11 protein-coding genes are annotated in these 12,842 nt (G+C 60.9%); 6 read left to right on the top strand and 5 right to left on the bottom strand.

Translation table 11 applies throughout. The features are described 5' to 3' along the window. Positions 1-310: 310 nt before the first annotated feature. The gene (locus GY33_RS0105915; protein WP_031386455.1) at positions 311-922 is read left to right on the top strand and encodes an IMP cyclohydrolase; all 612 of its coding nucleotides are present in this window, start codon (positions 311-313) and stop codon (positions 920-922) included. Between the two features lie 125 nt (positions 923-1,047). Further along, entirely contained in the window at positions 1,048-2,568 is a 1,521-nt protein-coding gene (gene hflX / locus GY33_RS0105910; protein ID WP_031386454.1) for a GTPase HflX, read from the top strand. A 19-nt stretch (positions 2,569-2,587) separates the two neighbouring features. Here the strand turns inward: hflX and GY33_RS0105905 are convergent, their stop codons facing one another. The 3 genes from GY33_RS0105905 to groES all read right to left on the bottom strand — a co-directional run bounded on the left by GY33_RS0105905 (position 2,588) and on the right by groES (position 5,803). Next, positions 2,588-3,595: a GGDEF domain-containing protein gene (locus GY33_RS0105905; protein ID WP_051822342.1), complete on the bottom strand. Its 1,008-nt coding sequence runs from the start codon at positions 3,593-3,595 to the stop codon at positions 2,588-2,590. Between the two features lie 199 nt (positions 3,596-3,794). Next, complete coding sequence (groL, locus tag GY33_RS0105900; protein ID WP_031386452.1) at positions 3,795-5,441, bottom strand: chaperonin GroEL; 1,647 nt, start codon at positions 5,439-5,441, stop codon at positions 3,795-3,797. Positions 5,442-5,512: 71 nt separating this feature from the next. Continuing rightward, complete coding sequence (gene groES / locus GY33_RS0105895) at positions 5,513-5,803, bottom strand: co-chaperone GroES (protein WP_031386451.1); 291 nt, start codon at positions 5,801-5,803, stop codon at positions 5,513-5,515. Between the two features lie 359 nt (positions 5,804-6,162). On the opposite strand from groES, the gene amrB reads away from it, so the two are divergent. The 4 genes from amrB (at position 6,163) to GY33_RS0105875 (ending at position 12,209) form a co-directional block, all read left to right on the top strand. Then, a complete protein-coding gene (gene amrB, locus GY33_RS0105890) occupies positions 6,163-6,966 on the top strand; it encodes an AmmeMemoRadiSam system protein B (RefSeq protein ID WP_031386450.1) in 804 nt (267 codons plus the stop codon). Positions 6,967-7,044: 78 nt separating this feature from the next. Further along, positions 7,045-8,958, top strand: a complete 1,914-nt coding sequence (locus tag GY33_RS0105885; protein WP_235185475.1) for an ABC-F family ATP-binding cassette domain-containing protein — start codon at positions 7,045-7,047, stop codon at positions 8,956-8,958. Then, positions 8,945-10,153 carry a D-alanyl-D-alanine carboxypeptidase family protein gene (locus tag GY33_RS0105880; protein ID WP_051822341.1) on the top strand — a complete coding sequence of 403 codons (1,209 nt, stop codon included), beginning with the start codon at positions 8,945-8,947 and terminating at the stop codon, positions 10,151-10,153. Before GY33_RS0105885 ends, GY33_RS0105880 begins: the two co-directional genes overlap by 14 nt. Positions 10,154-10,172: 19 nt before the next feature. After that, the gene (locus GY33_RS0105875) at positions 10,173-12,209 is read left to right on the top strand and encodes a PAS domain-containing sensor histidine kinase (protein ID WP_031386447.1); all 2,037 of its coding nucleotides are present in this window, start codon (positions 10,173-10,175) and stop codon (positions 12,207-12,209) included. Positions 12,210-12,309: 100 nt separating this feature from the next. On the opposite strand, the gene GY33_RS0105870 is transcribed toward GY33_RS0105875, so the two are convergent. Further along, positions 12,310-12,570 (bottom strand): Txe/YoeB family addiction module toxin, encoded by a 261-nt coding sequence (locus tag GY33_RS0105870; RefSeq protein ID WP_031386446.1) that lies wholly within the window; start codon positions 12,568-12,570, stop codon positions 12,310-12,312. 1 nt (position 12,571) lies between these two features. Next, positions 12,572-12,823, bottom strand: a complete 252-nt coding sequence (locus GY33_RS0105865; protein ID WP_031386445.1) for a type II toxin-antitoxin system RelB/DinJ family antitoxin — start codon at positions 12,821-12,823, stop codon at positions 12,572-12,574. Between the last annotated feature and the right edge of the window lie 19 nt (positions 12,824-12,842).

Here is a 12,842-nt window from a genome sequence, read left to right as displayed (position 1 = left end):
TTCCCGGTCCGGACGACTCGGCCAGAGGCATGGAAGACGTCACTGCTCCAAAGTCGGGCATAGCCTGAAAGCTCCAGAGTCTGGATCCCCGCCTGCGCGGGAAGGACTTGAAGCGGCATGCTATAAGAAGCTCGTCATGCCCGCGAAGCCTGTCCTCGTGCAGACGGGGAGCGGGCATCCAGCTCATGCTTGCCACTTTTTTTGAGCAAGTACGGAAAGAACGGCTCGAAAGCGTCCACAGGCAGAGGCCGAGTGCGCCGTCTTGCCAAGATTTCGGGCTTGTGGCATGTCCGAAGCCAGGGAGGACGGTATGCAATTATTGCCCATCAGACAGGCCCTGCTCAGCGTCACGGACAAAACCGGCTTGACGGAGTTCGCGACGTTTTTGAACCAGGGCGGGGTCCAGCTCATTTCCACCGGAGGGACGCGCAAGGCGCTCCTGGACGCCGGACTTCCAGTCCGTGCCGTCAGCGAGGTCACCGGGTTCCCGGAAATCCTCGACGGGCGGGTGAAGACCCTGCACCCGCACATCCATGGGCCGTTGCTGGCGGACAAGGACAATCCCGAACACCTCCGGACTCTGACCCACCGCAACCTGTTGCCCTTGGACCTGATCTGCGTCAATTTGTACGATTTCGCCAAAGCTTTGGCGAAAGATCTGGATCTGAGGGCTTGCGTCGAACAGATCGACATCGGCGGCCCGACCATGCTCCGCGCCGCGGCGAAAAACTTTCACAGCGTGCTGGTGATTCCCGGCCCGGAAGACTATCCCAGGGTCATGGACGAACTGGGCTCCCAGCACTACCACGTCAGCCTGGCCCTGCGCCGCGAAACCGCTGCCAAGACCTTCCGCCTGACCTCCGCCTATGACGCGATGATCGCGGGCTATCTGGAAAAAGACTTCGGAGAGGTCGCGACATAGCCGCCCAGATTCACGGCAACACCGTCGGGCTCAAGCCGAGCCAGATCAAGGCTCTGACCCGCCTCCACCAGAGGCGTTATCCCGCGCTTGGCGGCTACACCCAGGAACAGGCCCGAGAGCTGGCCATGCTCAGCACGGATCTGGGCCGCCAGATCGGGCTGCTCATCGACCGCCAGGGTCGTCCAAAAATCATCGTCGTAGGCGACGCCCACGGCATCCTCATCCCCGAACTCCCCCCCGGCCGCCATGGGCCGGGTCGCCTGCGCGGGCTACGCCTGCTGCACACTCACCTGAATCAAGATCCTCTGAACGAGGAAGATCTGATGGACCTGATCTTTCTCCGTCTGGACTCCATCGCCGCCCTGGGCCTGGACCCCTCGGGCCTGCCCAGCGTGCTGTCCTGGGCTCACCTTCTGCCCGGCGAGTCGGACCAGGGTCCGTATCGCGTTTCTCACCCTGCATCCTGGGACCAGGTGCATGTTGATTTCGTGGAGCAAACCGAAGCCATTGAAAATGAGTTGAGCAGGACCATCGCCGCCCAGGACGTCTCGCCGGACGTCGGACGCCCCGGGGACCGGGCCCTGCTGGTCAGCGTGGACACGCTCTCCCGGCCCGAACAAGAACGCAACCTCCAGGAATTGGCTGAACTGGCCCGGACCGCCGGAATCGCCGTTGTCGGCGTGGTGATCCAACGGGTAGCGCGCCAAAATCCCAAACACATCCTGGGCAAGGGCAAACTGGCCGAACTGGAGGTCCAAGCCCTGCGGACCAATGCCGGCCTGCTGCTGTTCGACCAGGATTTAAGCCCCACCCAGATTCGCAACCTGACCCAACTCAGCGAGCGTAAGGTCTTGGACCGGACCCAGCTGATCCTGGACATCTTCGCCCAGCACGCCAAGACCAGGGCCGGAAAGCTGCAAGTGGAAATGGCCCAGTTGCGCTACGCCATGCCGCGTTTGGTTCGTCAGGACAGGGCCATGAGCCGCTTGGCCGGGGGAATCGGGGGACGAGGACCGGGAGAGACGAAGCTGGAGTTGGATCGACGCAAAATTCGTCAACGAATCGCCAAAATCAAGCAGGAATTGGAAGCTCTACGCCGCCAAAGAGAGGCCACACGGGCCAGGCGACAAAAGGTGGGGCTGCCCGTGGTGGCCATGGTCGGCTATACCAACACGGGCAAATCCAGCCTGCTGAACGTGCTGACGTCCAGCGAGGTGCTGGCCGAAAACAAGCTCTTCGCCACCCTGGACCCGACGAGTCGCCGGGTCCGTTTTCCGGAACACCGGGAAGTGATTCTCACGGACACCGTGGGATTCATCCGCCGCCTGCCGCCGGAACTCAAGGAAGCCTTCCGGGCCACGTTGGAGGAACTGGACGAGGCGGACCTATTTCTGCACGTGGCCGACGCCGCTCATCCGGAACTGGAACGCCAAGTCAGGGATGTGCGGGCCATTCTGACGGACATGGGGCTGCACGAAATTCCGGTCCTGCTTGTGCTGAACAAGCTCGACCTGCTCTCCGGGGAGGACCGGATTCATCTTGGAGGGATGTTTCCCGAAGGTGTTGGAATTTCCGTCGCGTCCGGCGAGGGGCTGGAAAACCTGGTCCAGCGGATCATGGCCGCCCTTCCGGCCTCGATCGAGTAATGAAGAGAATTCTGCCTACCTAGCCGGTGTACAACTCGACTTTGTTCCTGCCGCCCTTCTTGGCCTGATACAGAGCCTTGTCTGCTGCGTCGATCAGGGAGGAAATACCGGGACACAGCCCACACCCGGCATGTAGTTCCGCGACCCCGGCGCTGACCGTGATTTTGATTCCAGCCGAGAGCACCTCGCCATCGGCGTCGCGAACCAGGAAATTGTAGTTCTCGATTTTCTTGCGGATCGTCTCCGCCAGTGCCACGGCCTCCTCCCCGGAAGTCTCGGGCAGAACCAGGGCGAACTCCTCTCCTCCGAAACGGGCCGGAAAAAATTCGCGCGAATTCAAATTGGCCTGAAACTCGACGAAGGATCGGATCATCGCGGCCACCGTAACCAGGGCCTGGTCGCCCACCAGGTGGCCGTAGTCGTCGTTGAATTTCTTGAAATGATCAATGTCCATGAAGATCATGGACAAGGGATTTCCGGAAGCCACGGCCTCGGAAACGGCCCGGCTCAGAAAAGCGTCCAGGGCCCGACGGTTGTTCAGCTTGGTCAGGTCGTCGGTCAGTCCCATGGTGACGATGGTTTCTAGATCGTTTTGCAACAACCCCTCGATCCTCTGGAAGCCGCCTTGAATGCCACGCACCATTTCGTCAAGGGGCTGTTCGCTCTGGATGGTTTCCAAAGTCATTACGCCCAACTCTTGAACGTCGTTTTTTCGATGCACCAGCACATCCTGAAATTGCTTGATCAATAGCGCGGTATCCTGCAAGGCCTCTGTCAGTTTTGCCCGCCACTGGTCATTGATGATCCCCTCGTTGCCCCGGAGCAGCTTGCGGAAGGCCTCCTCGGAAAAGTCCCTCTTCCGCAGCACCTCCATGACCAACTCCTGCGCCTGCTCTCGTTGCTCCGGAGTCAGAAACTCGTAATCCCTGATACTGCGCATATACATTATCAAGCCGCGCCATTTGGACTCACGGGGCACCCCCAGCCGATCCATGGTTCCGCAGAGATCTTCAAAACACCGTTTCATCCGACCACCCCTTGCCCATACGATTCATGTCGTTCTCAAAAACCAGGCAAATTGACCAACTCATTCCCTTGCCCTGAAACCGTGCTTAAAGCAAACCTTACAATTCGCGCAAGACCTTCTTGCCGCACCAAAAGCAAAAGGCCGGACAAAATGTCCGGCCTTTTGCCGTGAAGCTGTATCTGTTCTCGCGGAGAGGCGTTTAGTACATTCCGCCCATTCCGCCCATTCCACCCATCCCGCCGCCGGGCATGGGCATATCCTTCTTGGGCTCGGGCTTCTCGGCCACGGCGCATTCGGTGGTCAGCAGCAGGCCGGCCACGGAAGCGGCGTTCTGCAGCGCGATGCGGGTCACTTTCTTGGGATCAATGACCCCTGCGGCGATCAGGTCTTCGTACACGCCGGTGGCGGCGTTGAAGCCGTAGCCGTCCTTGCCGTCCTTGACCTTCTCCACCACGATGGAGCCTTCGAAGCCGGCATTTGCGGCGATCATCCGCAGCGGCTCCTCGATGGCCCGCCGGACCAGGGTCACGCCGGCGGCCTCGTCGTCGTCCGCGGTCTTGATGGCACCCAGGCTCTTCACGGCACGGACCAGGGCCACGCCGCCGCCAGGCACGATTCCTTCCTCAACCGCGGCACGAGTTGCGTTCAGGGCGTCCTCGACCCGAGCCTTCTTTTCCTTCATCTCGGTCTCGGTGGCCGCACCCACGTTGATCACGGCCACGCCGCCGACGATCTTGGCCAGCCGCTCTTGCAGCTTCTCACGGTCGTAATCGGAAGTGGTTTCTTCGATCTCGCTGCGGATCTGACGTACCCGGGCCTTAATCTGCTCAGCATCGCCGGCGCCGTCGATGATCGTGGTGTTTTCCTTGTTGATCACGATGCGCTTGGCTTTGCCCAGGTCGTTCAGGGAGATGTTCTCCAGCTTGATGCCCAGGTCTTCGGAAACCATCTGCCCGCCGGTCAGAATGGCGATATCCTGGAGCATAGCCTTGCGGCGCTCGCCGAAGCCGGGAGCCTTGACCGCGGAAACTTGCAGTGTGCCGCGAAGCTTGTTCACCACCAGGGTGGCCAGGGCTTCGCCTTCCACGTCCTCGGAGATGATCAGGAGGGGCTTGGACATCTTGGCCACCTGCTCCAGCACGGGCAGCATGTCCTTCATGCTGGAGATCTTCTTTTCGCAGATCAGGATCAGCGGCTCGTCCAATTCGCAAAGCATCTTTTCCGGATCGGTCACAAAGTAGGGGGAGAGGTAGCCGCGGTCAAACTGCATTCCCTCCACCACTTCCAGAGTGGTCTCCAGGCCCTTGGCTTCCTCAACGGTGATCACGCCTTCCTTGCCGACCTTGTTCATGGCCTCGGCGATAATATTGCCGATGGTCGGGTCGTTGTTGGCGGAAATGGTGCCGACCTGGGCGATTTCCTTCTGGTCGCGGGTGGGCTTGGTCTGGCTGACCAGATCAGCCGTCACGGCCTCCACGGCCTTGTCGATACCGCGCTTGATGGCCATGGGGTTACGGCCGGCGGTTACCAGCTTCACGCCGTCGGTGTAGATGGCCTGGGCCAGGATGGTGGCGGTGGTAGTGCCGTCGCCGGCCACGTCGCTGGTCTTGCTGGCCACTTCCTTGACCATCTGGGCACCCATGTTCTCGAACTTGTCGGTCAGCTCGATCTCCTTGGCAACGGTTACGCCATCCTTGGTGATGATCGGGGAACCGAAGGACTTCTCAATGACCACGTTGCGGCCCTTGGGTCCCAGAGTTACCTTTACAGCGTTGGCCAGGGTGTCTATGCCTTTTTTCAGCCGTTCACGCGCCTTGGTATCAAAAAGTAATTCTTTAGCAGCCATGGTTATTCTCCTTGCGTCGTAAAATTCGTTGATGTCGCTGATGTGCTCGGTCGATTCGCGATGCGAAAAGCCTACTCTTCAATGATGGCCAGGATATCGTCCTCGCGCATCACCAGAAACTCTTCGCCGTCTACCTTCATCTCGGTGCCAGCGTACTTGTTGAAGAGCACCTTGTTTCCGGCGGCCACGGCCATCTCGGCACGCTTACCGTCGTCACCCACTTTGCCGGGACCCACGGCGACCACTTCGCCCTTCATCGGCTTTTCCTTGGCGGAATCAGGGATGATGATCCCTCCCTTGGTCACTTCCTCGCCCTCAAGCCGCTTCACCAGAACACGATCATTCAATGGTTTCAGTTTCATTTTTTTCTCCTCCGAATTGGTTTGTTTTGCTAGCACTCGAAGACGGTGAGTGCTAGCAGGAGTGCTTATCCACGAGACGCCAGAGAAAGGCAAGTCCGTTTTCAAGCTGAATATCACTTTTATAACCTATTTATAGCGAATTGAGAGTAAATAATAAATTTTAAAGATTATGCCGCAATAATTTTAGCCTGAACAACTGAATACGCTATCGTGATGCAAATGCGGCAAAAATCTCCTCGGCCGTGTCTGGGCAGTACAAAGGTTTCGGCGTAAAACTTGGGTCTTGTTGCCCGACAGTCGCGGTGCTTTTCCCAACCGCGCTGAACCCGTTATCTCAAAGTCTTGATCGGAGGACCATCATGGATCGCAATCCCGTCGTGGCCGGTCGGTTTTATCCCGGCACGAAACAAGCCTGGGAATCTGAAGTCCGAAGCTATCTCCCCCTTGTATCCACGCCGCGCAAAGCCCTTCTGGCCATGATGCCCCACGCCGGATATGCATACTCCGGGGCCGTGGCCGGCAAGACCCTTTCTGAAGTAATCCAGACGGAAACCGTGCTCCTGCTGGGCCCGAACCACACCGGACTCGGACGCCCCCTGGCCCTGTGGCCCAACGGCCGCTGGCTGCTGCCCGGCGCACACCTGGACGTGGACGAGGAACTGGCAAGAAGCATCTTCGAGGCCGCCCCGGCAATTCAGGCGGATCACCAAGCCCACCTCCAGGAACACTCCCTTGAAGTCATCCTGCCTTTTCTCTGGGCCGTCCGCCCCCAAACCAAGATCGTCCCGCTGGCCGTGGCCGAGCCGAGCCTGGAAGTGTTGTTGCGCACGGCTCAGGAGCTGTCCGCGGTGCTCGCAAAGTGGCCCAAACCATTACTGATCCTCGTCAGTTCGGACATGAGCCATTTCGTTTCCGCCCAGCAAGCCAAGGAACTGGACGGCCTGGCCCTGCAAGCAGCCCTGGAGCGCGACCCGGAAAAGCTCTACGCCACGGTGCACGACCAGCGGATCTCCATGTGCGGGATGCTGCCCATGACCCTGGGGCTGGCCACGGCCAACGCACTCGGAGCGACCCAGGCCAGCCTGATCGCCTATGCCACTTCCGGGGACGTGACCGGGGATTTTTCTCAGGTTGTCGGCTACGCGGGGGTGGTGGTGGAATAGGCCAGCCGAAGGGGCGACTGCCTTGGCGAACCGGTACCAAACCTCTCTTCCAGTCCGATCGTTTGTGGTGTAGATGCCATGCCCATGGCTACGCCGATTCTCGTCTCCTTCACCGGCCTGACCAAGGCCTTCACCGCCCACCCACTGTTCTCCGGCATTTCCCTCGGCCTGTTCGAAGGCGAGCGCACGGGATTGATCGGTCCCAACGGCTCTGGAAAATCCACCCTGCTCAAAATCGTCGCCGGACTGGAAGAGCCGGATCAGGGCGAGGTGCATCGGCGCAAGGACGTGCGCGTGGTCTATCTTGCCCAGGAAGAACGCTTCGCCCCTGGGAGCACGGTGGAGCAGGTTCTGCTGGAAGCCCTGACCGAAGAATCGTCCGGCGAATCCCCTGGAGAGTCAGCCCAGAGACCGCCTGAGCGATCCCCTGAGCGACTCCACGAAAGAATTTCGGGCCCGGAAGCCTTTCAACGCGTCTGGGAGATGTCCAGCCGCCTGCATCTGCCCGACGGCCCCACCCCGGTGGACACCTTGTCCGGCGGCTGGCGCAAGCGGCTGGCCCTGGCCCGAGCCCTGATTCAGGAACCGGACCTGCTCCTGCTGGACGAACCCACCAACCATCTGGACCTGGAAGGCATCCTCTGGCTGGAAAAACTGCTGCTTCAGGTCCCCTTCGCCTTTGTCCTGGTCAGCCACGACCGGGTCTTTCTGGAAACCGTCACCAACCGGACCGTGGAGCTGAACCGCGTCTACCCCGAGGGATTTCTTCGGGTCGAGGGCAACTACAGCACGTTCCTGGACAAGCGGGAGGCCCTGGTCGCGGCCCAGGAAGCACGGGAACAGGTTCTGGCCAACAAGGTCCGCCGGGAGATCGAATGGCTGCGCCGCGGACCCAAAGCCCGGACCACCAAGGCCCGGGCGCGTATCGACGAAGCCCATCGTCTCCAGGACGAGCTGGCTGAAGTCAGCGCCCGCAACGCCCTGAAGCAGACCGCGGACATCGCTTTCGACGCCACGGGCCGCAAGACCAAGCGATTGCTGGAGGCCCGCGGCCTGGGCCTGACCTTGGGCGAACGGCCTTTGTTCGCCGATCTGGACATCCTGCTCTCCCCCGGAACCCGCCTGGGGATCATGGGCCCCAACGGCGCGGGCAAAAGCAGTCTGATGCGGCTGCTGCACGGCTCGCTCCAGCCGGACCAGGGAACCCTGCGCCGGGCCGACGGCCTGCGGGTGGTCTACTTCGACCAGAAGCGCGAACAGCTCGACTCCGAAATCACCCTGCGCCAAGCCCTGGCGCCCACCGGGGACACCGTGGTCTTCCAGGACCGCCCGCTACACGTGGTCACCTGGGCCAAGCGCTTTCTGTTCCGGCCGGACCAGCTTGGGCTCCCGGTGTCCCTGCTCTCCGGCGGAGAGCGGGCCAGAGTGCTCATCGCCCGGCTGATGCGCACCCCGGCGGACATCCTGCTCCTGGACGAACCCACCAACGACATCGACATCCCGACCCTGGAAGTGCTCGAAGAAGGGTTGCGGGAATTCCCCGGGGCCATCGTGCTGATCACCCACGACCGCTATTTGCTGGATACGCTCTGCGACCGGCTGCTGGCCCTGGAGCCGGGAGATGGCGAACACGGCCAGGCCCGATATTTTTCAGACTACGCCCAGTGGCTGGCCGCCCGTTCAGCTCCCTCCGAGGCCGATACCGAACCCGTCGCGACCAAGCCGGTCGGCTCCAAGGCCCGTCGTCCCACCAAACTCTCCTACGGCGAACAGCGGGAGCTGGACGGCATGGCGGAGCGGATTAGGGAGGCCGAAAATTTGGAGCAGGAGTTGCGCCAAGCCCTGGAAGCCCCTGAAAACGCCTCCAACGCCGAGACCCTGACCGACTTGGCCGACCGGCTGGACCAGGCCGAGGCCGCCTTGCTCGGCCTTTATGAACGCCTCGACGAACTGGAAACCAAACAACGGGAATATGAACATGCCGCGACATGACCGACTCGCGTTGCCGCCGTATCAAGCCGTATTGATCGCCTTCGCGGCGATGCTGGCCCTGCTCCTTGGTCTGGGCCTGAACAGCGCCCTGGCCGCGACGCCCCGGAGTTTTACTCCCTCATCCCCCGGCATCGCCGCCGCGTATCTGCTCATGGACGCGGACAGCGGGCAGCTCCTGGCGGCCCACGACATCGACGCCCCGCGGGAACCGGCCAGTTTGACCAAAATGATGACCGTCTACGTCGCCGGACAAAAGCTGCTTGAAGGAGCCGTCTTCATGACCGACGAGGTCCGGGTGAGCCGGCAAGCCTGGCGCATGACCGGCTCCCGGATGTTTCTGGACCTGAATTCCACCGTGTCCGTGGCCGCGTTGCTGCACGGGATCATCGTCCAGTCCGGCAACGACGCCAGCGTGGCCCTGGCCGAACATATCGCCGGCACCGAAGCCGCGTTCGTCGAACTGATGAACCGCGCCGCCAAGGACCTGGGCATGACCCGGACCACCTTTGCCAACGCCACCGGCCTACCGGCCCCCGGGGTCCAGACCACGGCCCGGGACATGGCCACCCTGTCCCTGGCCCTGCTGCGCGACCATCCCTATCTGTACAGCCTGCATTCCATCCGACACTTCGAGCACAACAACATCAACCAGGCCAACCGGAACCGCCTGCTCCACCGCGACCCCACCGTGGACGGCATCAAGACCGGTTACACACGGGCCGCGGGCTATTGCCAGACCACTTCGGCGGTGCGCGACGACATGCGGCTCATCGCGGTAGTGCTGGGCGCGGGTTCCACGGCCGCCCGCACCCGGCTGAACCAGGAGCTGCTGGACTACGGCTTCAGCAACTATGAAACCCACCGGTTGCATGTTCCCGGAGAGCCCCTGGGCGCGATCAGGGTCTGGAAGGCCCGCCAAAGCGAACTGGCCTACGGCCTGGACACGGACATCGTTGTAACCATTCCCAAGGGACGGCTTCCGGATATCGATCGACGCGTCTCCCTCTCCCTGACCGAGCCGGTCCTCGGCCCGATACTCCGGGGCCAGAAAGTCGGGGAACTGGTGATCGCCCTGGGCGATCAAGTCCTGGCCAGGGAGGACGTCTTCACCTTAAACGAAGCGGCCCCGGCCGGCTTCTTCAGCCAAGCGGTGGACTCCGTCCGCCTGCTTCTGCTACGCTCAAATCTGCTCTGAACAATTGAACCCGCTTGCCATGGACCAGGACCACGCCTCTCACCTCCAAGCTGCCTTGGACGAAGCCCGCTCGGAAGTCGCCCGCCTTCGCGACCAGAGGCAAGACGACCGGCGCGAGCTGGAAGCGTTGCATGAAGCGCGGGACAACCTGCATGCCCTGTTTCACAAGAGTCCCGACGCCATACTCATCTGTTCCTCGGCCGACACAATTGTCGACCTGAACAACAGGGCCGCGGACCTGTTCGGTTTGCCCCGCGCGGAACTCTTGGCCCTGAGCCCCCGCTTGGACCTGCTTCGTCCCCGCGGCCCGCTGGACAAATTCGAGGACATCCGGGCCAAACTGCCGGACGGGGACGTCCTGAACTTCAACTGGGTGGCCAGGCGTCCCGGAGACGGCAAGCTGTTTCCCGTGGAAATCTCTCTCGCCAGGACCACCTGGGACCGTCAGGACGCCATGCTGGTCTGCCTGCGGGACATCACCCAAAACCGTCGGATCAAGAACCTGCTCCGTCGGCGTCGTAAGCTCATGGCCGCGATTCTGGACAGCACCCCTATACCCACCTTTGTGATCGACACGGATCACCGCGTCATCTTCTGGAACAAAGCTTGCGAAATCCTGACCGGAGTGCCCGGGGGGCAGTGCCTGGGCAAGCCGGTGGACTCTCGCATTTTCTATCCCGAGCCGTCCAGGCCGGTCCTGGCCGATCTGGTCCTGACCATGGACCGGCCAAAAATCGCCGCACTCTATCGGGACAAAAATCTCGCTCCCAGCGCGTTCATCCCGGAGGCTTTCGAGGCCTCGGACCGGTTGACCATTCAGGGCACGGCGCGTTCCATCTATTTCCTGGCCGCCCGTTGCCGGGACGAACGCGGTGAAATCGTCGGAGCCATCGAGACCATCCAGGACATCACCGAACGGGCTCAGGCCGAAGCCGAACTCCGGGCCAGCAAGAGCCAGCTCACGGAGATCACCGCGAACATTCCCGGGGTGGTCTATCAGTACCAGGCCTCCGGCGAGGATCAGGGGAGCTTTACGTTCATCAGCGAGGGCATCTGGAATCTGTTCGGCCTGCCCGCGGAAAGCACGTTGCGGGATCCGGAGCTGTTTTTCGAGCGCGTCGATCCCGAAGTTCGAAAGCGCTTTTCCACGTCTCTGACCTGCTCCGAACCTCCCGAGGACCCGGTGGAATTCGAGTTTTCCATGAAACCGAACGAAGGAGGGGTGCGCTGGTTCAAGAACAGCTCCCTGGCGACCAGGAAACCGGACGGGAGGGTGGTCTGGAACGGGATGCTCACGGACATCACGGAAATCAAGCGCGTCGAATCTTTGCGGACCGACGTGGAGCGGATGGTCCGCCACGACCTGAAGTCGCCCCTGACCGGCATCGGCGGACTGGCCAAGGTTTTGCTGCGCGAAGACCTTCCCGAGCGTCAGCGGGAGATCGTGTCCACGATCTACCAGAGCGCCATGAAGCTTTTGCACATGCTCGGCCACTCCATGGCCTTGTTCAAGATGGAGGAAGGCACCTACGAACTGCTGCCGGAACCCTTTGACCTGATCCGGATGCTGCATGGCCTGCACGAGGAGTTTTTGCCGTCGGCCGTCGCCAAGTCCCTGGAGTTCGTCTACCTGCTGGACGACCGCCCCCTATCCTGGGACGATGAATATACCCTTTCCGGAGAGGCGATCCTGCTCGAATCCCTGTTCGCCAATCTGATCCAGAACGCCGTGGACGCCGCTCCGGAAAGCACCCGGATCACCATTGCCGTCCGTTCTCCGAAAAGCGGCTCAGAGCTTCGTCAAGATGAGCGCCAGCAGGCGCATCCGGGTTCACTGCATGAAATCGACATCCACAACTTCGGCACCATCCCCGAAGACATCCGCGACCGTTTTTTCGACCGCTACGTGACCTACGGTAAGGAGCACGGCACCGGCATCGGAACCTACAGCGCCATGCTCATCGCCAAGATCCACGGGGGAACCATCCGCTTCACCACCTCCGAATCCCAAGGCACCCACCTGATCGTCTCCCTGCCCCGGCAATATCCCGCCTGACGTCCCGCGCCACGGCATATCTCCCGGGCATCGCAAACAGAATCGATGCGCCGGACGAAGCCTGGCTCACTCAGGGGCTGAACATGAGGCGAAACATTGATCACTCTTCCCCGTAATGGCCTCGACATTGCGCAATTTGACAATCTTCGCCGACAATTCGGTAAACAAGACGATTTTTCTCATCAATTCGCCGACTCCAGAATCCGGAAAGGTTGCCTTTCAATGCTTCCGGCTTGCCTGTTCCTTCGTATGGATCACGCGCAATTTCCTTGAGAAGCAGGTTGATCCGTTTGAGCGTCTTTTTGTCCTGCGATTGCCAATACATGTACTCTTTCCAGGCGGAATCGTGCCAAATGAGCATCTCAATCCTCGATCAAGTCATGCACGAAACTGTTTCTGCCGTTGTTCAAATCTTCCACTACCTTGGCCAGATGAACCTGGTTTTGAGCACTGTAGAATGGGTCCCCAACTGGTCGAAACGGCAATCCGTTTTCGCGAACCATTTGCGTTAAAAAAATCCGGACCGCCGAGGCCAAATCCATCCCCATACTGCTTGCCACGGCCTGAGCCTGTTCCCGCAAGTTGTCATCCACCCTGACCTGTACATTTGCCATGAGACCACCCCTCATATGA

It is taken from the genome of Desulfonatronum thiodismutans, assembly GCF_000717475.1.
Lineage (GTDB): Bacteria > Desulfobacterota > Desulfovibrionia > Desulfovibrionales > Desulfonatronaceae > Desulfonatronum > Desulfonatronum thiodismutans.
The sequence above is the reverse complement of the archived record's forward strand: the minus strand, read 5'-3'. Positions and strand labels throughout refer to the sequence as shown.